A 25,574-nucleotide genomic window follows, 5' to 3' on the forward strand; every position below is an offset into this window, starting at 1 on the left:
GCTGTCCCTTTGTCACATCGTGCGGTACTGACCGATTGCGCGGTACTTTTCGTAGCGGAGGTTTGTGAGGGTCGCGTCGTCGAGCTGCTCAAGCGTATCGAAGGCATCAAATGCCGAGGACATGACGACACCGGCGATCTCCTCATGCGACAGGCCCCTATCGTCAACAATGCCGTCGATGATGCCGAGCGCCAACAGATCGGGGGCCGTGAGCTTAAGCGCCTCAGCGGCCTCATTCGCGCGCTCGGTATCCTTCCACAGGATCGACGCACAGGCCTCGGGGCTCACGACCGAATAGGCCGAGCTCGAGAGCATCAGGATGCGGTCGGCCACGGACAGCGCCAGCGCGCCACCAGAGCCGCCCTCGCCTGTCACCACCGAGACAATCGGCGTCTTAAGGCCGCTCATCTCCATGAGATTCTGGGCAATCGCCTCGCCCTGGCCGCGCTCCTCGGCACCGATGCCGCAAAACGCGCCCGAAGTATCAACCAGGCACAGAACCGGCCGACCAAACTTTTCGGCCTGGTGCATCAGGCGACGTGCCTTGCGGTAGCCCTCGGGATGTGCCATACCAAAGTTGCGACGCATGCGCTCTTTGGTCGTGGTACCGCGCTCGATGGCGATGACCGTTACGGGGCGTCCGTCTTTCCAGCCAATGCCAGCCACCACAGCGGCGTCGTCGCCAAAGTAGCGGTCGCCGTGCAGCTCTACGAATCCGTCGAGACCCAACGAGATCATCTCGCCTGCCGTGGCGCGGTTCGCCGAGCGAGTCTGTTTGACGATTTCGAGCGCGCTTTTTGGTGCGGCCGAGCGCTTAAACAAGTGTCCCAGCTTTTTGTCGCGACGACCCGTATGCACGATCTCATGCGGTGCCCCCAGGCCGGGCGCGTACCCTTCGTGCAGCGCCAGCAGCTCGCCTACCGTGAGTGCAATCTCACCACGCGGAACAACGGCATCGCAAAAGCCGTGCTCCAGCAAAAACTCGGAACGCTGGAATCCCTTGGGCAGACGCTTGTGCATGTTCTGCTCGATCACGCGCGGGCCGGCAAATGCCGTCAGGGCATCGGGCTCGGCCAGGATAATGTCGCCCTCCATGGCAAAGCTCGCGGTTACACCTCCGGTCGTGGGATCGGTGAGCACCGTGATATACAGGCCGCCCGCCTCGCTGTGGCGCCTAACCGCTGCAGAAATCTTGGCCATCTGCATGAGCGAGGTCACGCCCTCCTGCATGCGGGCGCCGCCCGATACGGTAAAGCCAACGACCGGCAGCCCCAACTCGGCCGCGCGCTCAAAGACACGACAGATCTTCTCGCCCACCACGGAGCCCATTGAGCCCATCATAAAGTTGGCATCCATAAAGAAGAGCGCGGTATCGCAGCCGCAGATTTTGCCCCTGCCGCACACAACGGCATCGCGCTCGCCCGAACGCTCGCTCACGCTCTTAAGCTTGTCGGCATAACCGGGAAACGAGAGGAAGTCCTTCGACGCCAGATTGGCATCCCATTCCTCAAAGGTACCCGCGTCGACCGTCATGCGCATGCGCGCGCGACCGCTCACGCGAAAGTGTTTGCCGCAACGAGGGCAGACCTCGAGGTTGTCGTGCAGGCGCGCCTCATCGATCACACGGCGGCACTCCGGGCATTTGACAAACACGTGGCGCGCGGGGAACTCGGCGCACGACTCGGTTATCGGCCCCTCAAGGACATTGACCGTCTTCGCTTTTCTATTCATCAGCATAGAGATGCCCCATCAGATCGGTGTGATACATGCCCGACAAAAACTCGTCGTTTGCCAGCACGTCGAGCTGAAGCTCGCTATTTTCGCTCACGCCCTCAATCACGAGCTCGCCCAGGGCCGAGCGCATCTTGCGAATGGCACCGTCACGCGTGGGCGCGCACACGATGAGCTTGCCGAGCATGGAGTCGTAGTACGGCGGAACTTTCGCTCCGGTAAACATGGCGGAATCCCAGCGCACGCGCGGACCACCCGGCACACGCAACGCGGTGACCGTTCCACATGACGGTAGAAAGTCCGGCGTTTCGGCATTGATGCGGCACTCCATGGCGTGGTTGCGGACCGGTACGTCCTCCTGCTCAAAGGGCAGAGGCTGGCCGGCAGCCACGCGCAGCTGCCACTTAACCAGGTCGGTATCGGTCACAAACTCCGTAACCGGATGCTCCACCTGCAAGCGCGTGTTCATTTCCATAAAGTAGAAATTGCCGTCATCTGAGTACAAAAACTCGATGGTGCCAGCGCCCTCATAGCCAACGGCACGAGCCAGGTCGCGCGCGGCCTTGTGCATACGGGCACGAATATCGTCGCGTCCGTCGAGGCACGGCGCGGGACTCTCCTCGATCAGCTTTTGGTTGCGGCGCTGCACCGAGCACTCGCGCTCGCCGAGTGAAAACACATGGCCCTGCTTATCGGCCATAATCTGTACCTCAACGTGATGCGCCGGCGCAACGAACTTCTCCATGTAGCACTCGCCGTCACCAAAAACGGCCTCGCCCTCGGCACGCGCCTCGATGAACGCCTTTGCCGCATCTTCCACGCGCTCGACCTTGCGAATACCGCGACCGCCGCCGCCCGCGCGCGCCTTAATAAGCACGGGGCAGCCGATGCGCTCGGCCTCGGCCGTCGCCTCCTCGGGGCTTTTGAGCAAATCGCAGCCCGGCACGATGGGCACGCCCGCAGCAGCGGCCGTTCGGCGTGCGGCGTCCTTGTCGCCCATGCTGTCGATCACCTCGGCCGAAGGACCGACAAACGCCAGACCGAACTTGTCGCAGTCGCGCACGAAGCTCGCCTTCTCGGAAAAGAAGCCATAGCCGGGATGAATTGCCTTAGCTCCCGACTTTACGGCACAGGTGAGCACGGCATCGTCGTTGAGGTAGCTCTCGGCAAGACGCGGGCCGCCGATGCAATACGCCTCGTCGGCAAGCTGCACGTGTAGCGCGTCCGCATCGGCCGTGGAATAAACGGCGACGGTCTTGATGCCCATATCGCGGCACGCGCGGATAACACGGACCGCGACTTCGCCGCGGTTGGCGATGAGCACTTTGTCGAACATGGAGCCTTCCTTAACTTTCGTGCATGAGTGCAAAAGACATATCGGCGCGGCAGCAAACCTCACCGTTGACGCTCGCAGTACCCGTCGCAAAGCGGAACGGCCCGCGCGCACGCGTGATGGAGCACACTAGATCCACCGTGTCGCCCGGGCGCACCGGACGCTTAAAGCGCACCTTGTCCAGACTCGTGTAGAACGGCGTCGCGCCGCGCGCCTCCTCATCGCCCATCAGCAGCACGCAGCAGTTCTGGGCGAGCATCTCGCACTGAATCACGCCGGGAACGACCGGGTTTCCCGGAAAATGTCCCTGCAAAAAGTACTCGTCGCCTGTAATCGTGATCTTGCCGTGGGCCTCGTCGCCCACCAGCTCGGCTTCGTCGAGCAAAAGCATCGGCTCGCGATGCGGTAACAGCTTCTTGAGCTCTTCTTTGTTCATGGATATCACCTATCCGATCCTCATGAGGCAGCTGCCAAACTCCACGAGGTCGCCGTCGGCCACGCAGATCTCGAGCACCTCACCGTCTGCCTCGGCCGTCACCTCGTTGAGAACCTTCATGGCCTCGATGATGCAGAGGGTCTCGCCGGCCTTGACCTTGGAGCCCACGCGCACAAATGGCTCGTCGCCCGGCGCAGGGGCAGCATAGAAGACGCCCACCATGGGAGCAGTCACCTCGGTGCCCTTGGGCTCCGGCGCGGCGGCAGGTGTCTGCGTGGCGGGTTCCGGTGCGGCAGGCGCGACTGTGGGAGCTGCAACTTGAGCGGCCATGGCGCTCGGCATAGGCATGGGCACGGCAACCGGCTGCGCCACACTCGCGCGCTCGAGTTCGACCGCGGTGCCATCGGGCTCCTCAACGCGTACGCGCGTGAGGCCGCGGTCCTCCATCACATCGGCTATCTCGGCAAGTCTTTTGGAATCCATGCTCTAGCTCCTCGTATATCTACGCAGCGCGATGGCGGCGTTGTGCCCGCCAAAGCCCAGGTTGGTCGAAAGCGCCCAGGTAAGGTCGGCACGAACCGCGCGATTGGGCGTGTAATCAAGATCGCAGGCGGAATCGGGCGTGTGGTAGTTAATGGTCGGCGGCACCACGCCCTGCTCGAGTGCCATGGCGCAGGCCATGACCTCGATGGCCCCCGTGGCACCGATCATGTGCCCCGTCATCGACTTGGTCGACGAGACATGTGCGGCGCGCGCCGCGTCCTCGCCGAGCGCTCGCTTAATGCCCGCCGTCTCGGACGAATCATTAAGCTTGGTCGAGGTGCCGTGGGCATTGATGTAGAGGCCCTCGGAAGGCTTGACGTCGCCCTCGGCCACCGCCAGCGATATCGCGCGGGCAATGCCGGCGGCCTCGGGATCGGGACTCGTGATGTGATAAGCATCATCGGTGTTGCCGTAGCCCACGACCTCGGCATAAATGTGCGCACCGCGCGCCTGCGCATGTTCCATGCTCTCGAGTACCAGCACGCAAGCGCCCTCGCCCATCACAAAGCCGTCGCGGTCTGCATCGAACGGGCGGCAAGCCGTCGCAGGATCGGGGTTGGTGGTCAATGCGCGGCAGGACGTAAAGCCTGCAACGGCATCGGGGATAATGGCCGCCTCGGCGCCGCCCGCGAGGATCGCGTCGGCATAGCCGTGCTTGATGGCGCGGAACGCCTCGCCCACCGCATGGGCCGAGGTCGCGCAAGCAGTCACGACTGGCAGGGTCGGTCCCTTTGCCTTGTGGCGGATCGCGATATTGCCCGAAGCCATGTTGGGGATCATCATCGCAATCATATAGGGCGATGCGCGGCGAGGTCCACGATCGGCGATCGTGTGGACGTTGTCGACGAGCGTCGTCATGCCGCCCACGCCCGAGCCCACGTAGACGCCCAGGCGCTCACGATCGATGGCGCCTTCGACATCAAAGCCCGCATCGTGCATTGCCTCGTCCGAAGCCGCCATCGCAAACTGAACGCAGGGGTCGAGATGCTTGGCGTCACGCTTGCCAAAGTACTCGTTGCCGTCAAAGCCCTTGACTTCGGCCGCCACCTTGACGGTAAACGCATCGGTATCGAAGTGCGTGATCGGGCCGATGCCGCACGTGCCGGCACACATGGCCGCCCAGGTGGCAAGCGCGGTGTTGCCGAGCGGCGATACGGCACCGATGCCGGTGATTGCAACTCTCTGTTCCATCATGGTCTCCTCATCCAAGCCGTTCTTCGGCCCTGGTTTCTACATCGCCATTCCGCCGTCGACGCGCACGACCTCGCCCGTAATGTAAGCAGCCGCATCGCTCGCTAAAAAGCGCACCACGCCGGCCACTTCCTCGGGACGTGCCATGCGCTTAAGGGGAATCTGTTCCTCGGTTGCCGTACGCACCTTCTCCGAGAGCTTTGCCGTCATATCTGTCTCGACAAACCCGGGGGCGACCGCGTTCGCTCGTACGCCACGAGGCGCAAGCTCGCGCGCCACCGCCTTGGTAAGCCCTATCACGCCCGCCTTGGAAGCAGCGTAGTTGGCTTGCCCGGCATTGCCCATCAGGCCCACGACCGAGCTCATGTTGACGACGCAACCGCCGCGCTGGCGCATAAAGGTCTTGGTGAGCGCGCGCGTCATATTGAATGTTCCCTTGAGATTGACATCGAGCACGCGATCGAATGCGTCATCGCCCATGCGCATGAGCAGGCCATCGCGGGTGATGCCGGCGTTGTTGACGAGCGCCCAAATGGAACCAAAGTCGTTGAGGACCGCTTCCACGCACGCGTTGACAGCAGCGGGATCGGCCACGTCGCATTGATATGCGCGTGCCGTGGCGCCAACCGCCTCACAGGCTTCGCACGTCTCGCGCGCCGCATCGACGCTGCCGGCATAGACGACGGCGATATCAAAGCCGTCCTCCGCCAGACCGACACCGCAGGCGCGGCCGATACCCCGCGAGCCGCCCGTGACCAGTGCCACGCGACGTGAGTCGTTGCGCTCGAGCGCGCCGTTGTTCAAGTTGCCCATGTCATTCCTTTCGGGTTACAGCCCTGTGGACTATGCGAGCTCGTCGGCAATAGCTGCGACCTGCTCGGCCGTTTCGCACGAATACACGCGAACGTCGCTCAGCGTACGCTTGACCAGGCCCGACAGCATTTTGCCAGGGCCGACCTCAATAAACGTGTCGATGTCCTGATTCTGCAGAGTATGCAGCGTGTCGACCCAGCGAACGGCATGACTCACCTGATTGGCCAAGACATCCGATGCCGCTCGCGGGTCCGCCGGATAGGGCGCCGCCGTCATGTTTGCCATGACCGGAATCAGCAGCGGTGACGGCGCGTGGCCGGCTTGGATATACGTCGCCAGCCCCTCAGTCGCCTCGGCCATATAGGGGCTATGAAATGCGCCCGACACCGCGACTTTCATAGCGCGGCCGCCAGCCTCTTTTACTAGGACGTCGAGCTCCTGCAGCGCCTCGGGCGCTCCGGCAACAACCGTCTGCTGCGGACTGTTGTAGTTGACCGGCCAGCAGTCCTCGCCGGCCTGTTTTGCCAGGTTCTCGACTTGCGCCGCATCGAGCTTGATGACGGCGCGCATGCCGCCCGGATGGCGCTCGGCAGCCGCGGCCATCAGCGCCGCGCGCTTGCACACGAGCTCAAAGCCCGCTCGCGTATCGAACGCCCCCGCAAAGGTGAGCGCGGCGACCTCGCCAAGCGAAAAACCCGCACAGGCGGCAGGTACCACGCCGCGCTCACGCAGGGCGGCAGCCGCTGCCAGATCGTGAACGAACACGCACGGCTGCGTGTTCTCGGTCTGCGAGAGTTCCTCCTTGGAGGCGCTTCGGCACTGCTCACTGGTCCCCGGGCGCACCTCGTCGGCAATGGCGAACACCTCGGCGGCGGCCGGCGATGCCTCGATCAGGTCGACGCCCATCGCGGGGTGCTGGGCGCCCTGGCCGGCAAACAGAAACGCTACGCCACCCATGCGCACGCACCCTTCAGGACGTGCTCGGCGCCATCGACCAGGTCGTCAACGATTTCACGTGCACTTTGGCGCTCGTTGACCATGCCGGCAATCTGTCCACACAAAAACGAGCCCTCTTCGTAATTGCCGTCCTTGGCGGCCTTGCGAAGGGCGCCCGTGCCCATGGCCCCGAGCTCCTCGACGCTTACGCCCGCCGCCTCGCTCTTGGCGTAGGCGTTGGTGAAGGGGCTCTTGAGGGCACGCACCGGGTGTCCCGTCGAGCGGCCGGTCGCACGCGTCGAGGTGTCGTTGGCCTTCAGGACCATCTCCTTGTACTGCTCCGATACGGTGCACTCATCTGCGATCAGAAAGCGCGTACCCACCTGCACGCCGGCGGCGCCCAGCATAAAGGCGGCCGCCACGCCGCGGCCATCGGCGATACCGCCAGCCGCAACCACGGGAATATCGACCGCATCGACAACCTGCGGCACCAGTACCATCGTCGAGGTCTCGCCAATATGGCCGCCTGATTCGGTACCCTCGGCAACCACGGCAGTGGCTCCACGACGCGCCACGAGGCGCGCCAGCGCCACCGAGGCAACGACCGGGATGACCTTGATGCCCGCCTCGTTCCACGCCTTCATGTACTTGGTGGGATTGCCGGCACCCGTCACGACGACCGGCACCCGCTCGTCAATCACGACCCGCGCGACCTCGTCGGCAAACGGGCTCATGAGCATGACGTTGACGCCAAAGGGCTTATCCGTCCTGGCGCGCAGCTCATGAATCTGGTCGCGCAGCCAGTTGGCGTCGGCGTTCATGGCCGCGATAATCCCTAAGCCGCCCGCCTCGGACACTGCGGACGCCAGCGAGGCGTCGGCGATCCAGGCCATACCGCCCTGGAACACGGGCTTTTCGATGCCGAGCAGATCGCAGAGAGGAGTCTTGAGCATCTCTACTTCTCCAATGCCGCCTCGACCGTATCGGCGAACTCGCCGACCGTCTTGGGGTTCTCCTCGGTATCGAGCTGGATGCCAAACTCGTCCTCAACGGCGACGAGGATCTCGACGGTGCCCAGACTGTCGAGACCAATCTCCTCGAGCGTGGACTCGGGCTTCATCTCGACGTCGTCAAGACCGGCGGTCTCGCGGATAACATCGCAAACGCGCTCGAAGGTCTTCTGATCTGCCATGGTAGTTCTCCTTTGTTTGTGCCCTAGGGGCGTTTTTATTTCCTATGTGCGACTACTTCCAACGAAGTAGATAGCCACCTATATCCAGACCGGCGCCAAATCCAACGAGGGCGATGGTATCGCCCGCATTCAGTGCGTCGGTGCGTGCCAGCCGGTCAAGCGCAAAGGGAATGCAGGCGCTCGAAATGTTGCCGGTCTCGCGCAGCGTTCGAACCACGCGCTCGCCTGGCACGCCGAGGCGCTTGACCGCCTGACTCAGGATTCGTTCGTTAGCCTGATGGAATACAAAATGGTCGATGCCCTCGACCGAAATGCCCGCATCGCTCGCAAGCTTATGGACCGTGTCGCAGATGGCGTTGACGCCGAACTTGAACACGCGGCGGCCATTCATGGACAGCACGCTCTCGCTATCTGCGGAGGCCTTAAACGGCGAGGTGCCGACCAGACCGGGAACGCACAACGTCTCGACGTCGGGCGCCGTCGAAAGCTCAACGGCAAGGGGGCTGTCTCCCCCAGCCTCAATCACCGCGGCGCCTGCCCCATCGCCAAAGAGCACACAGGTGGCGCGGTCGGTCCAGTCGAGCGCGCGCGTCATCTGCTCGGCGGCAACGACAAGCACATGCTTGGCTCGTCCTCGGGCGATATAGCCCTCGGCAACATCGAGCGCAAATACGAAGCCGGCGCAGGCAGCCGAGACATCGAAGGCAGGGCACGTCGCGCCCAGTCGCTCAGCAACGGCACACGCCTCGGCGGGAACAAGGTGGTCACCCGTCGTCGTCGAGCAGACGATCAAATCCAGCTGGCTCGCGTCGATTCCGGACACCTGGAGTGCCCGCTCGCTCGCTGCCACGGCAAGGTCGTCGAGCGACTCGGTGGTGCACACATGACGGCTCTTGATGCCTGTGCGGGTAAAAATCCACTCATCCGAGGTATCGAGGAACTCGGACAGCTCGTCATTGGAAACACTGCGCTTGGGAAGCGCCGAGCCTGTTCCAAGAATCGTGAAACCCATCACTAACCTCCTTTGAGTTGTTGACGTGTTTACATCGACCAAGAGAGGATAGCGCATTCTTCGCCTTGTTGACGTGTTAACATTAAATTGTCCAAATGCGACAAAGGCTTCACATTGTGTCTATCTATCGACACCATTGCGCCATTCACTTATTCATTAGGGAGGTAGCAGCCGCTATGGATGCCCAATTAACGATAGTCGACGTAACCGGATCGACCAACGATGACCTGCTCGAAGCAGGAAAACAGGGAGCGCCGCACGGCACAGGACTTGCCGCCCGGACTCAGACAGCAGGACGCGGCCGACGCGGCCACAAGTGGGATTCAACCGCCGGCAATCTGTTACTCTCGATTGTCCTACGTCCTCGTGTTGATCCCGCCAAGTACTCTGGCCTTGCCGCCGTCAGCGGCCTAGCGGTGCTCGAGGCGCTCGAAAAGCAGGGTCTTGCAAACGAGATTGGCCTCAAATGGCCCAACGACCTGGTCGCGCGAGGACGCAAGCTCGGCGGCATTCTGGTCGAAGCCGCACGCGATAACGAAGGCAACCCCTTTGCGGTCTGTGGCATCGGCGTCAACGTGAACTATGTGCCCACGGAGGTGCCCGATGGCGGCCTGCCGGCAATCGGTCTCTCGGACCTTAACGAGAACGTTCCTGCTGTCGACATGCTCCTCGATGAGGTCTATCACGCAGTTATAGACGCTGTAGATGCCTGGGCAGAACGCCTCAACGCCATGGAAGAAAACACCGGATCGCTCGCGCCCGTCCACGGCGAATATGTCGCTCACCTCAATTGGGTTGGAAAGCACGTTATCGCCCGCTCCCCTGCCGGTGACGAGCAGGCGCGAGGCATCTTTAAAACCGTCGATACCTTTGGACGCGCGTGCATCGAAACAGAAGACGGCTTGCGATCCTTCCATTTTGAGGAGGCGTCGCTGCGCCCCTTGGGCGAATAGGGCGCCGCAGCCACCTACTCAGCAGCATTACCAGGCGGTCAAAACCCATCATGCAAAACAAAAGAGCCCCGCTACCGTAATGGCAGCGGGGCTCTGTAAGCTATGAGCGATATCGCTTAGAGCTTGATGTCGATGTCGACGCCAGCGGGGAGGTCGAGACGCATGAGCGAATCAACGGTGCCCGAGGTGGGGTCGAGGATGTCGATGAGGCGCTTGTGGGTGCGCATCTCGAACTGCTCACGGGAGTCCTTGTTCACGTGCGGCGAGCGGATAACCGTGTACAGGTTGCGTTCGGTGGGCAGGGGGACAGGACCGGAAACGCGAGCACCGGTCTTCTGAGCGGTCTCGACGATGAGCTTCGCGGACTGATCGACGACCTCGTGATCATAGCCCTTGAGGCGAATGCGGATCTTCTGGGTAGCCAACTTAAACCTCCAAAGAGTGCGAGAGATGTTCTCGCGGATTACGTAACAGGGAGCTCGAACTTAGGCGTTCTTGCTCATGACCTCGTCCACGATGGACTTGGGCGCGGGCTCATAAGAGTCGAACTGCATCGTGTAGGATGCACGGCCCTGGGTCTGGGAGCGAAGGTCGGTAGCGTAACCGAACATCTCGCCCAGCGGCACCTTGGCACGGATGAGCTTGCTGTTCTTGCGATCCTCCATGCCCTCGATCTTGCCGCGGCGACCGGAGAGGTTGCCCATAACGTCGCCCATGTACTGCTCGGGGGTCTCGACCTCGACAGCCATGATCGGCTCGAGCAGCTGCGGATCGGACTTCTTGAGAGCGTCCTTGATAGCCATGGAACCGGCGATCTTGAAGGCGGCCTCGGAGGAGTCGACCTCGTGGTAAGAACCGTCGAACAGGGTGACCTTAACGTCGAGGACCGGGAAGCCGGCGATAACACCGGTGTTCAGGGCCTCCTGGATGCCCTTGTCGATGGACGGGATGTACTCCTTGGGCACGACGCCGCCGACGATAGCGTTGACGAACTCGTAGCCGAAGCCCTCCTCCATCTTCTCGAGCTTGATGACGGCGTGGCCGTACTGACCGCGACCGCCGGACTGACGGACGAACTTGCCCTCAGCCTTCTCGACGTCGTGACCGGCGGTCTCGCGGTAGGCAACCTGGGGCTTACCGACGTTAGCGTCAACCTTGAACTCGCGGAGCAGACGGTCGACGATGATCTCGAGGTGCAGCTCGCCCATGCCGGCGATGATGGTCTGGCCGGTCTCGTGGTTGGTGGACACCTGGAAGGTCGGGTCCTCCTCGGCGAGCTTGGTCAGAGCCAGGGACATCTTGTCCTGCTCGGCCTTGGTCTTGGGCTCGATGGCAACGTCGATAACGGGCTTAGCGAACTCGATCTTCTCGAGGACGATCTCCTTGCCCTCGGCGCACAGGGTGTCACCGGTGGTGGAGTTCTTGAAGCCGACGCAAGCGACGATGTCGCCGGCGGCAGCGTCGTCACGGTCGATACGCTCGGCGGCGTTCATCTCGAGGATGCGGCCGAGACGCTCGCGCTGACCGTTGGAAGCGTTGACCACGTAGGAGCCGGACTCGGCGCGGCCGGAGTAAACGCGGACGTAGGTGAGCTTACCGACGAACGGGTCGGTCATGATCTTGAAGACCAGGCCGGAGAAAGGCTCGTCGAAGGAAGGATGACGCTGGATCTCCTCGCCGGTGTCCGGATCGGTACCGGTGACGGCCTCAACGTCGAGCGGGCTGGGCAGGTAGTCGACGACAGCGTCGAGCAGCTCCTGAACGCCCTTGTTCTTGTAGGCGGAGCCCACGAAGACGAGGTTGAGCTCGTTGGCCAGAACGCCCTTGCGCAGAGCAGCCTTGAGCTCCTCGACGGTGAAGTCCTCCTCCATGAGGATCTTCTCCATGAGCTCGTCGTCAAAGCTGGCAGCAGCGTCGAGGAGCTCCTCGCGCTTGGTGGCAGCGATGTCGGCAAACTCAGCCGGGATCTCGTCCATCGGCTCGGGGTAGGTCATGCCCTTCTCGTCGGCCTTGAAGTCCCATGCAGTCATGGTAACGAGGTCGATGACGCCCCAGAAGTTGTCCTCGGCGCCCATCGGGACCTGAGCGGCCACGGCGTTGGCGTCGAGACGATCCTTCATGGTCTCGATAGCGTTGAAGAAGTCAGCGCCCACGCGGTCATACTTGTTGATGAAGGCGATGCGGGGGACGTTGAAGGTAGAAGCCTGACGCCAAACGGTCTCAGACTGGGGCTGAACGCCGGCAACGGCGTCGAAGACGGCGACAGCGCCATCGAGGACGCGCAGGCAGCGCTCGACCTCGGCGGTGAAGTCAACGTGGCCCGGGGTGTCGATGATCTGGATGCGGTAGTCCTTACCGTCCTTGTTCCAGAAGCACGTGGTAGCAGCGGAGGTAATGGTTACGCCGCGCTCCTGCTCCTGAACCATCCAGTCCATGGTGGCAGCGCCCTCATGGACCTCACCGATCTTGTGGGTCTTACCGGTGTAGTAAAGAATACGCTCGGTCGTGGTGGTCTTACCGGCATCGATGTGGGCCATGATGCCGATGTTACGGGTATCGGAAAGCTTGTACTTAGGCTTAGCCATGTTAGTTCCTTACCTTAACTTACCAACGATAGTGAGAGAACGCGCGGTTGGCCTCGGCCATCTTGAAGACGTCCTCACGCTTCTTGACGGAAGCGCCAAGACCGTTGGAGGCGTCGAGGATCTCGTTAGCGAGACGCTCGGCCATGGTCTTCTCCTTGCGAGCGCGGGAGAAGTTGACGATCCAGCGGATGCCCAGAGCGGTGGAACGACGGGAGTTGACCTCCATCGGGACCTGATAGGTAGCGCCACCGACACGCTTGGGCTTAACCTCGAGCGTGGGCTTGACGTTGTCCATAGCCTTCTTGAAGGTAGCGAGAGCGTCGCCACCCTCGGACTTCTCGGCAACGATCTCGAAAGCGGTGTAAACGATGCGCTCAGCGGTGGCCTTCTTGCCGTCAAGAAGGACCTTGTTGATGAGCTGAGTCACCAGGCGGTTGTTGTAAACGGCGTCAGGCTGAACCTCACGACGATTAGCTGCTGCACGACGCGGCATGTGAAATCTCCTTAAGTGTCTACCGTGCGGCGCTTAGGCGGCGCACGACGAAAGTATCAAAACGTTATCTGGCTTATTTAGCCTTGGGGCGCTTAGCACCGTACTTGGAACGGGCCTGCATACGGTTCTGGACCGGAGCAGCGTCGTAGGCGCCACGGATGACGTGATAACGGACACCAGGGAGGTCACGGACACGACCGCCGCGGACGAGCACGATGGAGTGCTCCTGCAGGTTGTGGCCCTCACCCGGGATGTAAGCAGTAACTTCGATGCCGTTGACAAGGCGAACACGGGCAACCTTACGAAGAGCCGAGTTCGGCTTCTTGGGGCTCGTGGTGAAGACGCGGGTGCACACGCCGCGCTTCTGGGAGTTGTGCTGCAGAGCAGCGTTCTTGGACTTCTTGGGCACGGAACGACGGCCCTGGCGAACCAGCTGGTTAATAGTAGGCAAAGCGTACTCCTTCTCGAATGATTCCAGCTTTCTGTAAAGTGCAACGGCTTGAATCGAGGGGTCAGCATCCCCCTACGAAACACGCAGTTCGATAGGATACGTGGCGTTAGCTGTGCCGTCAACAGACCACGCCGCCGGGCGTATCCTAAAATAGGCACATTTCCGCAAAGCCTACACAAAAGGAATCCCCTCCTGTGCACGGGGGCGGATTCCCGGACCGGGCGGCGCGGGGGTTAAGTTTGCTGCTCTACAGTCCTGGCTCGCACGGAGGCCACATTAAGTGGCCTCCGGCTCGTGCGGAACTCGCGACAAACTTAACCCCCGCGCCGCCCGGGCCGGGAATCCGACGCGCTCGTCGGGGCAACGTTACCTGCCAAAAAGGGACAGGTTTGTTTTGGCAGGTTTTATCTGGGAAAAGGCCGCTTCCCCTAGTGGGAAGCGGCCTCAAGCCTTACGAGTAGACGATGGTAAAGGGTTCTTCCGTTTGAGTCTCCCCTGTTGATGTGCACCTCGTTCCCTCAAGGGTTACCGATACAACCTGATCGACATTGATGAGCCTTGTCGGAACCCAGATGTTCTCTCCGCTATTGCGTCCCATCGAAACATAGAAGTTGTACGCCCCTGCGTCGTCATCTTCGATAATCTGCTCCGATCCATCCTTGTAGCTGACGGTCAGTTTATGATCAACTGCTTCATAGCCCAGATCATCGATGTGCGTCTGGATGGAAAACGGGCTGATCTCGAGAGGCGAGTCGTCGGAGCGGAGCTCCTTTGTATCGACGTGCGCTCCGACGTTAAACTCTGGCGTCGATACCTCGATCACCTTCGCATCCTCACCTTTGCCCTCCGTCCAACTGATATTCCAGGTGACCGCATGTCGTAAATCTCGATCGCGATTCCAAGATGCAAAGTACATCGTGCCGTTAATGACCGTGTCGCTTGATGTGTCTTTATCAATGGTGCAGCGTGTATCAGCCCATTCCTCGCCGAAGTTCATGCTGGGTGTACTGACGCCCCCTTCTTCTTCACCATAGAGAACAAGTTCGCCAAGCTCTGCCGCCGGCTTGTAGTAGCTAACGCCATTCGGATTGGACAATGTAAACGTCACAGCACCGCAACCGTTCTCGTCGATTGCCATCTCATGAATGTCGAGCGTATAGCCGTTGCCCTCGACGGACAGATTGACCTTCTGGACTGCACCCTCCAGGCTTTGGGGCGCGATACCATCACCAAACTCTCTGGTGTAGGTATATTTCGTCCCCGACGAGCCGCCATTTGTCCAGGTAACGGACTCTCCGTTGCCATGGTTTCCCCAGGCAGAGGCAAAATAACTGGAATTGACAACAGCGTAGGCGACCCCTCCGGTCGCCAGCACTCCGGCAAGACATCCGATTACGGCAACATACAGAGGCTTCGCGTGACCCTTTCGGCGAAGCGGCTCGCCAGCAGCGGCATAAAGAACACGGTCAGCAAGATCGCTATCGGCTTGGACGGACTCGAAGGCCTGCTTGATCTGGTTGGATTTCACGGTCGCCCTCCTCTAGGATGAACTTGAGCTTCGATCTGCCGCGAGCTAAACGCGTTCGAACGGTCGCGGCTGGCACATGCAGTAACTCGGCAATTTCTGAAGTCGAGAAGCCCAGATAGTAATAGAGCACGATGGAGATACGGAATCGTTCCGGAAGCCGCATGACGTCTAATAGGACGGCCTTGGTCTCGTCCTGCGCCGTCAAGAGCGAATCGGTCAGACTTTCAATATCCTCCACGCGCCTCCACGGCTTTCGAAAGAGAGATTTGCATTCATTGATCGTGACCCGGATGAGCCATCGACGAAGATGCTCCCAGCTTTCAAAATGCGTATCGCTTTTGAGTAACTTTAGAAAGACGTCTTGAGCGACATCGTCGGCGTCAGCGCGATCACGCAGATACGTCAAGGCGATTCGGAACACGACATCTCGGTGATCCTCGACCGCCTGTCTAAAAGCTTGTTCTTCCATAATCACCTCCCGGTGACACTGATGGTTCTTGATGGGGCCCTCACCATAGATACGCTTTGACCAAACGGAATGTTTCAAATTCAAGCAGGAAAAACTACCAAAATAAACCTGTCCTTTTTTGCAAGTGATCAACGGAACGCAACAAGTTGAGCATACGCAAGCGAGCGGCCCCCAGAGCGTACAAGGTGGCATGAAAAAGGCAGGGCATTGACCTTTTGGTCATGCCCTGCCTTTTGAATGACAGATTGTAGCTCTGGGGGCCGCGCAGCGACGGAGGTCGCCGCCGTTCGTTAGAACGGCGGAACTAATTACTCCTCGTCGTTGTCCTTGGCCTCTTCGGCGTCGTCGGTGTCCACGAGCTGGTTGAGCAGCTCGTCGAGGGAAGCCATGTCCTCGTTGATCGCGCCGTTGGCGGGAGCCTTCTTGTCGTCGATCGGGGCGCCCAGGAGCTCCTCGTCGGCGTCGGCGTGATGCGTCGGAGCGGAGGTACCCAGCAGGATATCGTCCGGACCGTCGGGGCTAAAGACCATCTGCAGCAGCTGCGAGAGGTCTTCCTCGTCGGCAACGTCGTCGTTGTTCTCGAGGATGTAGAGCAGATCGTGGGCCTCCAGGCCGTCACGGAGCTCCTCGATCGCCTTGGCGCCGATGCCATCGATGCGCAGCAGATCCTCCTCGGACTTGCCAACCAGGTCGCCGACCGTCTCGATGCCAACCTCGCTGAACTTGTTGGTCCAGCGCTGCGACACGCCCAGATCGTCGAACAGGTACAGACGAGCCTTCTCGGCGGAGATGGTGTGGCCGTTGCGGGTGAACGAACCGTCAGCACCACCGAACTCGTCGTAGCCGGCCCAGTCGAGCTGCTGCGGGAGCTGCTCGTCCAGGTCCTTGAGCTCCACAGGAGCCCACTCGGGCAGCGACTTGGCGTTGGGCGAAGCCGGGCCGTCGATGTCCACGTAGCCGTCGGCCGTGCGATACGTCAGCTTGGCGTTGGCGTACGGCTTGAGGCCGGTACCAGCCGGGATCTTCTTACCGACGATGACGTTGGACTTAAGGTCGAGCAGGTGGTCGACCTTGCCCTCGATGGCAGCCTCGGTAAGGACGCCAGCGGTACGAATGAACGAAGCGCTCGACAGCCAGGAGTCGATGTTGGACGCGACCTTGAGCGTACCCAGGATGACGGGCTCGGCCACAGGAGCCTGACCGCCCAGACGGGCAACGCGCTCGACCTCGTCGGCAAACTCGTAGCGGTCGACGTACTGACCAAGCAGGTACTTGGAGTCGCCGGGGTTGGTGATCTGAACGCGACGCAGCATCTGGCGTGCGAGCACCTCGATGTGCTTGTCGTTCAGGTCGACGCCCTGGCTGGTGTAGACGTCCTTGACGCTCTCGACGAAGGTGTGCATCGTCGACTCGATGTCGGTCAGCTTGCGCAGGTTGCGGAAGTTGACGAAGCCCTTGGTGATCTGGTCGCCAGCGCGAACCTCGCAGCCGTCCTCGATCTCGGGCATGAAGCGCACCGAAGCGGGGACGCGACGCTCGTCGAGGACACGGGTGTGATCCTCGGAGTCGGTGAGCGTCAGCACGTACTCGGACTTCTCGGGCTTAATCGAGAGGTGACCGGAGTACGGAGCCAGCTCGGCCTCGCGACCCAGGATCTTCTCGTTGACGTTGCCGACGATATCGAACATACGGCTGACCGTAGGCAGACCCTGCGTAATATCGTCGACGCCAGCGACGCCGCCGGAGTGAATGGTACGCATCGTAAGCTGCGTACCGGGCTCGCCGATGGACTGGGCGGCAATAATGCCGACCGCGGTACCGATGGCGACCGGACGACGGGTGGAAAGATCCCAGCCGTAGCACTTCTGGCACACGCCGTACTTGGAGCGGCAGGTGAGCAGTGCGCGAAGCTTGACCTTCTTAAGGCCGGCATCGACCATCTTCTGGATGTCGGCGACCTTCTCGATGTAACCGTCCTGCTCAAAGAGCACGGTGCCATCGGGAGCCACGACGTCCTCAATGAAGCAACGGCCGACGAGGTCGGTGTTGAGGTCGGTGGTGCCGGGGATGATGAGGTTGTAGGTGACGCCCTCGTGCGTACCGCAGTCCTCCTCGCGGACGATGACGTCCTGGGCCACGTCGACCAGACGACGGGTCAGGTAACCAGAGTCCGAGGTGTGGGATGCGGTATCGACCAGGCCCTTACGGGCGCCGTAGGTCGAAATGAAGTACTCGAGCGGCAGCAGGCCCTCGCGGAAGTTCGCCTTAATGGGAAGGTCGATCGTCTCGCCGGACATGTCTGCCATCAGGCCACGCATACCGCCGAGCTGACGCAGCTGGGTCTTAGAACCACGGGCGCCGGAGTCGGCCATCATGTAGAGCGGGTTCTCCTCGTCGAACAAGTCGAGCATGAGCGCTGCGACCTTGTCGGTACAAGCGGTCCACTCGTTAACGACTTCGATGTGGCGCTCCGTCTCGTTGATGAAGCCCTCCTCGAAGTACTCGTTGATCTGGTCGACGTTGGCCTGGGCGCGGTCGAGCAGCTCCTGCTTCTCGGCAGGGATGAGAGCGTCCCACACCGAGATGGTGAGGCCGGCGCGGGTAGCGTAGTGGAAGCCGGAGTACTTGATGGCGTCGAGGATCGGGCCGACCTTGGCCTCGGGGTAACGATCGCAGCAGTCCGCAACCAGCTTGGCCACGTCGCCCTTGACCATCTTGTAGTTCATGAACTCGTAGTCTTCGGGCAGACACTGGCGGTTGAAGATGATGCGGCCGATAGAGGTCTCAAAGCGCGCGGTCTTGTTACCAGTAACGTCGTAGTCGACGAACTCGTTCTTGCCGTTCTTGACGCGGAAGATACGGGTGCCGTCCTCGTTGATGACGTTGGCGTTCTCGGCGGACACGCGGACCTGGATCTTGGCCTGCATGTCGACCTCGGAGCGGCAGTCATAGGCGTGCAGCGCGTCGTCGAAGCTGGCGAACACGTGGTTCTCGCCGGGCAGGCCGTCGCGGACCTGGGTGAGGTAGTACACACCGATGATCATGTCCTGCGAGGGGATGTTAACCGGCTTGCCGGATGCCGGCGAGCGCAGGTTGTTCGCAGAGAGCATGAGCACGCGAGCCTCGGCCTGAGCCTGGCTGGACAGCGGCACGTGGACAGACATCTGGTCGCCGTCGAAGTCGGCGTTGAAGGGCGAGCAGACCAGCGGGTGCAGGTGGATAGCCTTGCCCTCGACCAGCACCGGCTCAAAGGCCTGGATGGACAGACGGTGCAGGGTCGGTGCACGGTTGAGCAGTACGACGCGGCCGTCGATGACCTCTTCGAGAATGTCCCACACAAAGGTGGCACCACGGTCGATAGCGCGCTTGGCGCCCTTGATGTTCTCGACCTTGCCAAGCTCGACCAGGCGCTTCATGACGAAGGGCTTAAAGAGCTCCAGCGCCATGGTCTTGGGCAGACCGCACTGGTGCAGCAGCAGCTTGGGGTCGGTAACGATTACCGAACGGCCGGAGTAGTCGACACGCTTGCCCAGCAGGTTCTGACGGAAACGACCCTGCTTGCCCTTGAGGGCCTCGGCGAGCGACTTGAGCGGGCGACCGCCACGGCCAGAGACCGGGCGACCACGACGGCCGTTGTCGAACAGGGCGTCCACGGACTCCTGGAGCATGCGCTTCTCGTTGTTCACGATGATCGCAGGGGCGTCCAGGTCGAGCAGGCGCTTGAGTCGGTTGTTACGGTTGATCACGCGACGATACAGGTCGTTGAGGTCGGACGCGGCGAAGCGGCCGCCGTCGAGCTGGACCATCGGGCGCAGATCGGGCGGAATGACCGGGATGACGTCCAGAATCATGTTCGCGGGGCTGTTGCCGCCCTTCAGGAAGGCGTCAACGACCTCGAGGCGCTTAACGGCCTTCTCGCGCTTCTGCTTCTGGGAATCCTCGTCGGCGATGATGGCCTTGAGCTTCTCGGCCTCGGAAGGAAGGTCGATGGCAGCGAGCAGGTCGCGGACGGCCTCGGCACCCATGCCACCCTTGAAGTACATGGAGTAGTAGCGGGTCATCTCGCGGAACAGCGGCTCATCGGAGATGAGGTCGCGCTCGGTGAGCTTCATGAAGGCGTTGAAGGCGTCCGTGCGGAGCTGCTTCTCGTCCTTGCACTCTTCCTCAATGTCGACGATGCCAGAGGCGATCTCCTCGGGGGTCAGCGGCTCCTCGTCGGAGAACTCGTCAAAGTTCTCGGGGTCGCCCTGCTCCTTGAGGGACTCGATCTGGCGGGCGCACTCGGCATCGATCTCTTCCAGATCGGCGGCGAGCTCCTCGCGCAGGTCGTCGGCGTCGGCCTCGCGGGCCTCATAGTCAACCTCAGTGATGATGTAGCTGGCAAAGTACAGAACCTTCTCGAGGTCCTTGGACTTGATGTCGAGCATACGGCTCATCGGGAAGCTCGTGGGGCTCTTGAAGTACCAGATGTGGGACACGGGAGCGGCGAGCTCGATGTGGCCCATGCGGTCGCGACGCACCTTGGCCGAGGTGACCTCGACGCCGCAGCGCTCGCAGACGATGCCCTTAAAGCGGATGCCCTTGTACTTGCCGCAGGAGCACTCCCAGTCCTTGGCGGGACCGAAGATCTTCTCGCAGAACAGGCCGTCCTTCTCGGGCTTGAGGGTACGGTAATTGATGGTCTCCGGCTTCTTGACCTCACCGTGCGACCAGGAACGGATCTGGTCGGCGGAGGCAAGGGAGATCTTTACCGAGTCAAAATCAGTAGCTTCGAAATCTGCCACAGTCAACTACTCCTTATCAGTGGTCGTGGCGGCGACAGCCTCGGGCGCCTCGGCGGTCTCGGCATCCTCAGCCTCGACGTCGGCGTCAACGCCGGCGAGCGCAGCCAGGTCATCGAGAGCGGAGGTCTCCTCGGCGGTCACGGGGGCGGAGGCGTCCTCGTCGGCATCGTGCATGGGCTCGATGTCCAGTGCGAGGGAGCGAATCTCCTTGACGAGAACCTTGAAGGACTCGGGGATACCCGGGACCGGGACGTTCTCGCCCTTGACGATGGACTCGTAGGTCTTGACGCGGCCCACGGTATCGTCGGACTTGACGGTCAGGATCTCCTGCAGGACGTTGGAAGCACCGTATGCGTACAGTGCCCAAACTTCCATCTCGCCGAAGCGCTGGCCGCCGAACTGGGCCTTGCCGCCCAGAGGCTGCTGGGTAACCAAGCTGTAAGGGCCAGTCGAACGAGCGTGGATCTTGTCGTCGACCATGTGGCCGAGCTTGAGGATGTAGGACGTACCCACGGTAATGGGCTCGCGGAACTCCTCGCCGGTGCGGCCGTCGAACAGACGGGTCTTGCCGCGCTCGTCAAGCTGGGTGACGAACTCGGGGCGCATGTGATCGCCAAAGGCAGCGGTGGCCTTGTTGAGCATGTTCTTGTTGGCACGACGGATGACCTCGGCGATCTCGTCCTCCTTGGCGCCGTCGAAGACGGGCGTGGCGGTGAAGAACGGACCGGGGACGTACTTGTCGGAGTCGGCCTGCTCGGTATCCCAACCACACGCAGCAGCCCAGCCAAGGTGGCACTCGAGCAGCTGGCCGACGTTCATACGCGAAGGAACGCCCAGCGGGTTGAGGATAACGTCGATCGGGGTACCGTCAGCCATGTAGGGCATGTCCTCGACCGGCAGAACGTTACAGATAACACCCTTGTTGCCGTGGCGGCCGGCGATCTTATCGCCCTGCTGGATCTTACGACGCTGGGCGACGTAGACGCGCACCTGCTCGTTGACGCCGGGGGCCAGGTCGTCGCCGTTCTCGCGGCTAAAGCGGACGACGTCGATGACGCGACCGTAAGCGCCGTGAGGCATCTTAAGGGAGGTGTCGCGGACGTCGTGGGCCTTGGCACCGAAGATGGCGCGCAGCAGGCGCTCCTCGGCGGTCAGAGCGCTCTCGCCCTTGGGGGTAACCTTGCCGACCAGGATGTCGCCAGGGCCGACCTCAGCGCCGATGCGGATGATGCCGTCCTCGTCGAGGTTGGCAAGCATGTCCTCGGAGAGGTTCGGGATCTCGCGGGTGATCTCCTCGGGGCCGAGCTTGGTGTCGCGGGCGTCGATCTCGTGACGGGTGATGTTGATGGTCGTCAGCAGATCCTCGGCCACCAGGCGCTCGGACACGACGATACCGTCCTCGTAGTTAAAGCCTTCCCACGGCATGTAGGCCACGGTGAGGTTCTGGCCCAGTGCGAGCTCGCCGTGATCGGTCGAAGGACCGTCAGCCAGAGGCTCGCCCTGCTCAACGGTGTCACCGACGCGCACGAGCGGACGGTGGTTGATGCAGGTGGACTGGTTGGAGCGCTGATACTTGGCCAGGTGATACTCGTCCATGCCGCCGGCATGCTTGACGATAATCTTGGCGGCGTCGGCAAAGATGACCTCGCCGGCGTTCTTGGCCAGGGTGACCTCGCCGGAGTCCAGAGCGGCGCGACGCTCCATGCCGGTACCGACATAGGGAGCGGCGGGGTGAACCAGCGGCACGGCCTGACGCTGCATGTTAGCGCCCATCAGCGTACGCTTGGCGTCGTCGTGCTCAAGGAACGGGATCAGCGTGGCTGCGACGGAGAGCATCTGACGCGGCGAGACGTCCATGTAGTCGACGTCCTCGACGGGCACGTCGGCGGGAGCGCCGAAGGAGCCGTCGAAGTCGCGGGTACGGGCGATCACGGTGTGCGGACGGACGATCTTGCCCTCGGCATCGGTCGTGATGAACTCGTTGGTCTTGGGATCGAGCGGCGTGTTGGCCGGCGCGATGACGTGCTTCTCTTCCTCGTCAGCGGTCATCCAGTCGATCTGGTCGGTGGCAACGCCGTTCTCGACGCGACGGAACGGGGCCTCGATGAAGCCATACTCGTTGACGCGGGCGTAGAGGGCGAGCGAGCCGATCAGGCCGATGTTGGGGCCTTCGGGGGTCTCGATCGGGCACATGCGGCTGTAGTGCGAGTTGTGAACGTCGCGGACGGCCGTCGGCACGTTGGTGCGGCGGCTGGAGCCGGACTTGTGGCCGGCAAGACCACCAGGGCCGAGTGCGGACAGACGGCGCTTGTGGGTCAGACCGGTCAGGGGGTTCGCCTGGTCCATGAACTGCGAGAGCTGCGAGGAACCGAAGAACTCCTTGATGGAGGCCACGATCGGGCGGATGTTGATGAGCGACTGCGGGGTGATCTCGTCGATGTCCTGGGAGCTCATGCGCTCACGGACGACGCGCTCCATACGGCTCATGCCGATACGGAACTGGTTGGCGACGAGCTCACCGACGGTACGGATGCGGCGGTTGCCAAAGTGGTCGATGTCGTCGACCTTGAAGCCCTGCTCGCCGGCAGCGAGGGACAGCAGGTAGCGCAGCGTAGCGACGATATCCTCGTCGGTGAGCACCGTGACCTCTTCCTCGGTGGTGAGGTTGAGCTTCTTGTTGACCTTGTAGCGACCGACGCGGGCCAGATCGTAGCGCTGCGGGTTAAAGAGAAGACCCTCGAGCAGGCTGCGGGAAGCGTCCACGGTGGGAGGCTCGCCCGGGCGCAGGCGACGGTAGATCTCGATAAGAGCATCCTCGCGGGTAAGGGCGGTATCGCGCTCGAGGGTGCGCTTGATCACATCGGAGTTGCCGAGCAACTCGATGATGTCGTCGTTGGTGACGGCGATGCCAAGGGCGCGCAGGAACATCGTGGCGCTCTGCTTGCGCTTACGGTCGATGGAGACCATGAGCTGGTCGCGCTTGTCGACCTCGAACTCGAGCCAGGCACCGCGGGACGGGATGATCTGGGCCTTGTAGATCTGCTTGCCCGAATCCATCTCGGAGCTGTAGTACACGCCCGGGGAACGGACGAGCTGGGAGACGACGATACGCTCGGTACCGTTGATGATAAAGGTGCCCTGATCGGTCATCATGGGGAAGTCGCCCATGAAGACGAGCTGCTCCTTGATCTCGCCGGTCTCCTTGTTGGTGAGACGGACGTCGGTCAGAAGCGGAGCCTGATAGGTCATATCCTTCTCGCGGCACTCCTCGACGGTGTGCGCGGGGTCGCCGAACTGATGCTCGCCGAAGGTAACCTCGAGAACATGGTTCTGGCTCTGGATGGGGCTGGATTCCTTGAACGCCTCACGAAGGCCCTCGTCCTTAAAACGCTCAAAGGATTCCCTTTGAACAGAGATAAGGTTGGGGAGCTCCATGGCCTCCGGGATTTTCCCGAAGCTGACGCGCTTGCGCTCAGTGGCAGTGTATGCGTAGGTCACCAGGTTTTTCCTCCTTCACGGAAATGCTCGGTGGATTGGCGAGGCATAGCTTCGCCAGTTATCGCAACCTAATAGTTTATCAGGTACCGACCGTTGAGCAAGAAAAGCCTTGACGCAATTGAGTTTTTGGAGTAGCAAAGTTTTTCGACAGAAAATACGCAGGTAGATGTATGTGTATCGAACATCTGTTCATATATTTTCTGTGAACGAGCCTGCTGATACGGACAGCTGAATGGCGGAATGGCGGTGAGGGTTGGCCGGACGGAAATTACATCCCGTTTTGAGGCCTCAAACTGGGTCGCAGTTTCCGGTTGAGCCCTGTTTGGGAAAGCATATCCCGTTCTGAGCCGAAATTCCGGGTCGCAGTTTCCGCTAGGGGCTCCAACCGGAAAGTGCGTCCCAGAATTCGACCAAATTGTGGGACGCACTTTCCGGGGCTAAGCTGTTGCCCGAATAAAAAACGGGTGCAGACCGAAGTCCGCACCCGCAAATGTCGATGACCGAAGGCTTACTTGCGCATCAAACCGCCGCGCTCGTCGATGGCGTCCCAGAAGGCGCCAGCAAAGCGAGGATCGCTTGCGGCCATGAGGGCGTTGGTGGCCATCCAGCCAGACGGGGTGCCGGTGTCGTAGCCCGAAAGCGGATCGATGACGACGGCGTACATGGCCTCGCGGTCGAGCGAGCGGGCCATGGCGTCGGTCAGCTGAATCTCGCCGCCCTTGCCGGCCTGCTGATCAGCCAGGAGGTCCATGACCAGCGGGCTCAGCAGGTAGCGACCGACGATGTACAGGTTGGACGGAGCCGCCTCGGGAGCGGGCTTCTCAACCAGGCCGCCGATGCGCCACACAGCACCCGGCTCGCCATCGGCAACATCCTCGGCGCCCTCGAGCGAACCCACGCGCTCGCCGGCGATCACGCCGTAGCGGCTGACCTCCTCGGGAGCGCACGCGGCAACGGCGATAACAGAAGCGCCGCCGTGCTCCTTGGAGACAGCAAGCATCTTGTCGCAGATGTCACGGTTGGGCACAACGTAGTCGCCCAGAAGAACCAGGAAGTTCTCCCCTGCCACGGCGTCGGCAGCAGAGCGAATGGCGTGACCGAGGCCCTTGGGCTCGTACTGATAACGGAAGTCGACCGGCATACCGCCCGCATGGGCGACAGCGTCGGCGTAGGCGTCCTTACCGCGCTCGCGCAGCAGGTTCTCGAGCGAACGGTCGGGCTGGAAGTAGTTCAGCAGCTCCGGCTTGCCAGGCGAGGTAACGATGATGGCGTCGTCGACCTCCTCGGGGTCGAGCGCCTCCTCAACGACATACTGGATGACCGGCTTATCGAGAACCGGCAGCATCTCTTTTGGCGTGCACTTGGTGCCAGGCAGAAAACGCGTACCAAGACCGGCGGCGGGGATGATTGCCTTCATATTATTCAAGGATCCTTTCGCAGGCGCAGGATGCGCCCTGTGCGTGCGGCACGGCGGCCGCAGACCAAATTGCGATACCGAAGTATCTTACCGCCGGGACCAGGCGCTACCGCTAGGCAAACGCCATTCTTCAGCAGGTCAACGCAAATTATTGCTCGAACGGTGCAATTTTATCGCCCAACGGTAGTGACCCCAAAGCACTGCAAACG

At 61.6% G+C, this 25,574-nt stretch carries 20 protein-coding genes; 1 reads left to right on the forward strand and 19 read right to left on the reverse strand.

The features are described from left to right. Positions 1-12: 12 nt before the first annotated feature. The 10 genes from accD to DXD77_RS02315 are packed head-to-tail and all read right to left on the reverse strand — an operon-like array spanning position 13 to position 9,187. Positions 13-1,737: an acetyl-CoA carboxylase, carboxyltransferase subunit beta gene (accD, locus tag DXD77_RS02270; RefSeq protein WP_117647600.1), complete on the reverse strand. Its 1,725-nt coding sequence runs from the start codon at positions 1,735-1,737 to the stop codon at positions 13-15. Next, complete coding sequence (locus DXD77_RS02275) at positions 1,724-3,067, reverse strand: acetyl/propionyl/methylcrotonyl-CoA carboxylase subunit alpha (protein ID WP_117647602.1); 1,344 nt, start codon at positions 3,065-3,067, stop codon at positions 1,724-1,726. The genes accD and DXD77_RS02275 overlap by 14 nt, the downstream gene beginning before the upstream one ends. Before the next feature lie 10 nt (positions 3,068-3,077). Beyond that, entirely contained in the window at positions 3,078-3,500 is a 423-nt protein-coding gene (fabZ, locus tag DXD77_RS02280; RefSeq protein ID WP_099432064.1) for a 3-hydroxyacyl-ACP dehydratase FabZ, read from the reverse strand. Positions 3,501-3,509: 9 nt separating this feature from the next. Then, positions 3,510-3,983 (reverse strand): acetyl-CoA carboxylase biotin carboxyl carrier protein, encoded by a 474-nt coding sequence (gene accB, locus DXD77_RS02285; protein ID WP_117629227.1) that lies wholly within the window; start codon positions 3,981-3,983, stop codon positions 3,510-3,512. Positions 3,984-3,986: 3 nt separating this feature from the next. Beyond that, the gene (gene fabF / locus DXD77_RS02290; RefSeq protein ID WP_117629228.1) at positions 3,987-5,234 is read right to left on the reverse strand and encodes a beta-ketoacyl-ACP synthase II; all 1,248 of its coding nucleotides are present in this window, start codon (positions 5,232-5,234) and stop codon (positions 3,987-3,989) included. 39 nt (positions 5,235-5,273) lie between these two features. Further along, a complete protein-coding gene (gene fabG, locus DXD77_RS02295; RefSeq protein WP_117647604.1) occupies positions 5,274-6,047 on the reverse strand; it encodes a 3-oxoacyl-[acyl-carrier-protein] reductase in 774 nt (257 codons plus the stop codon). A 30-nt stretch (positions 6,048-6,077) separates the two neighbouring features. Beyond that, positions 6,078-7,004 (reverse strand): ACP S-malonyltransferase, encoded by a 927-nt coding sequence (locus DXD77_RS02300; RefSeq protein ID WP_117647606.1) that lies wholly within the window; start codon positions 7,002-7,004, stop codon positions 6,078-6,080. Then, a complete protein-coding gene (fabK, locus tag DXD77_RS02305; RefSeq protein ID WP_117647608.1) occupies positions 6,992-7,936 on the reverse strand; it encodes an enoyl-[acyl-carrier-protein] reductase FabK in 945 nt (314 codons plus the stop codon). Before fabK ends, DXD77_RS02300 begins: the two co-directional genes overlap by 13 nt. Before the next feature lie 2 nt (positions 7,937-7,938). After that, complete coding sequence (locus tag DXD77_RS02310; protein WP_006235019.1) at positions 7,939-8,175, reverse strand: acyl carrier protein; 237 nt, start codon at positions 8,173-8,175, stop codon at positions 7,939-7,941. A 52-nt stretch (positions 8,176-8,227) separates the two neighbouring features. Beyond that, the gene (locus DXD77_RS02315; protein ID WP_117647610.1) at positions 8,228-9,187 is read right to left on the reverse strand and encodes a 3-oxoacyl-ACP synthase III family protein; all 960 of its coding nucleotides are present in this window, start codon (positions 9,185-9,187) and stop codon (positions 8,228-8,230) included. Between the two features lie 176 nt (positions 9,188-9,363). Here DXD77_RS02315 and DXD77_RS02320 point away from each other — a divergent pair, with 176 nt between their 5' ends. Further along, the gene (locus tag DXD77_RS02320) at positions 9,364-10,140 is read left to right on the forward strand and encodes a biotin--[acetyl-CoA-carboxylase] ligase (protein ID WP_158549075.1); all 777 of its coding nucleotides are present in this window, start codon (positions 9,364-9,366) and stop codon (positions 10,138-10,140) included. A 116-nt stretch (positions 10,141-10,256) separates the two neighbouring features. On the opposite strand, the gene rpsJ is transcribed toward DXD77_RS02320, so the two are convergent. From rpsJ to DXD77_RS02365, 9 genes are all read right to left on the reverse strand, one after another. Beyond that, a complete protein-coding gene (gene rpsJ / locus DXD77_RS02325) occupies positions 10,257-10,565 on the reverse strand; it encodes a 30S ribosomal protein S10 (protein ID WP_022094184.1) in 309 nt (102 codons plus the stop codon). A 60-nt stretch (positions 10,566-10,625) separates the two neighbouring features. Next, on the reverse strand, positions 10,626-12,725 hold the full coding sequence (fusA, locus tag DXD77_RS02330; RefSeq protein WP_022094183.1) for an elongation factor G: 2,100 nt from the start codon (positions 12,723-12,725) through the stop codon (positions 10,626-10,628). Between the two features lie 19 nt (positions 12,726-12,744). Further along, on the reverse strand, positions 12,745-13,218 hold the full coding sequence (rpsG, locus tag DXD77_RS02335; RefSeq protein WP_006235013.1) for a 30S ribosomal protein S7: 474 nt from the start codon (positions 13,216-13,218) through the stop codon (positions 12,745-12,747). Between the two features lie 73 nt (positions 13,219-13,291). Continuing rightward, positions 13,292-13,669, reverse strand: coding sequence for a 30S ribosomal protein S12 (rpsL, locus tag DXD77_RS02340; protein WP_006235012.1), 378 nt, complete (start codon positions 13,667-13,669; stop codon positions 13,292-13,294). Between the two features lie 451 nt (positions 13,670-14,120). After that, on the reverse strand, positions 14,121-15,197 hold the full coding sequence (locus DXD77_RS02345) for a DUF4179 domain-containing protein (protein ID WP_117647614.1): 1,077 nt from the start codon (positions 15,195-15,197) through the stop codon (positions 14,121-14,123). Continuing rightward, positions 15,148-15,666, reverse strand: a complete 519-nt coding sequence (locus DXD77_RS02350; RefSeq protein WP_187361806.1) for an RNA polymerase sigma factor — start codon at positions 15,664-15,666, stop codon at positions 15,148-15,150. Before DXD77_RS02350 ends, DXD77_RS02345 begins: the two co-directional genes overlap by 50 nt. 308 nt (positions 15,667-15,974) lie before the next feature. Beyond that, positions 15,975-20,450, reverse strand: coding sequence for a DNA-directed RNA polymerase subunit beta' (locus DXD77_RS02355; RefSeq protein ID WP_199408986.1), 4,476 nt, complete (start codon positions 20,448-20,450; stop codon positions 15,975-15,977). Positions 20,451-20,456: 6 nt separating this feature from the next. After that, positions 20,457-23,885, reverse strand: a complete 3,429-nt coding sequence (locus tag DXD77_RS02360) for a DNA-directed RNA polymerase subunit beta (RefSeq protein WP_006235007.1) — start codon at positions 23,883-23,885, stop codon at positions 20,457-20,459. A gap of 571 nt (positions 23,886-24,456) precedes the next feature. Continuing rightward, positions 24,457-25,365 (reverse strand): UTP--glucose-1-phosphate uridylyltransferase, encoded by a 909-nt coding sequence (locus DXD77_RS02365; RefSeq protein ID WP_035137509.1) that lies wholly within the window; start codon positions 25,363-25,365, stop codon positions 24,457-24,459. Positions 25,366-25,574: the final 209 nt, after the last annotated feature.

Source organism: Collinsella sp. TM09-10AT (genome assembly GCF_003436275.1).
Classification (GTDB): domain Bacteria; phylum Actinomycetota; class Coriobacteriia; order Coriobacteriales; family Coriobacteriaceae; genus Collinsella.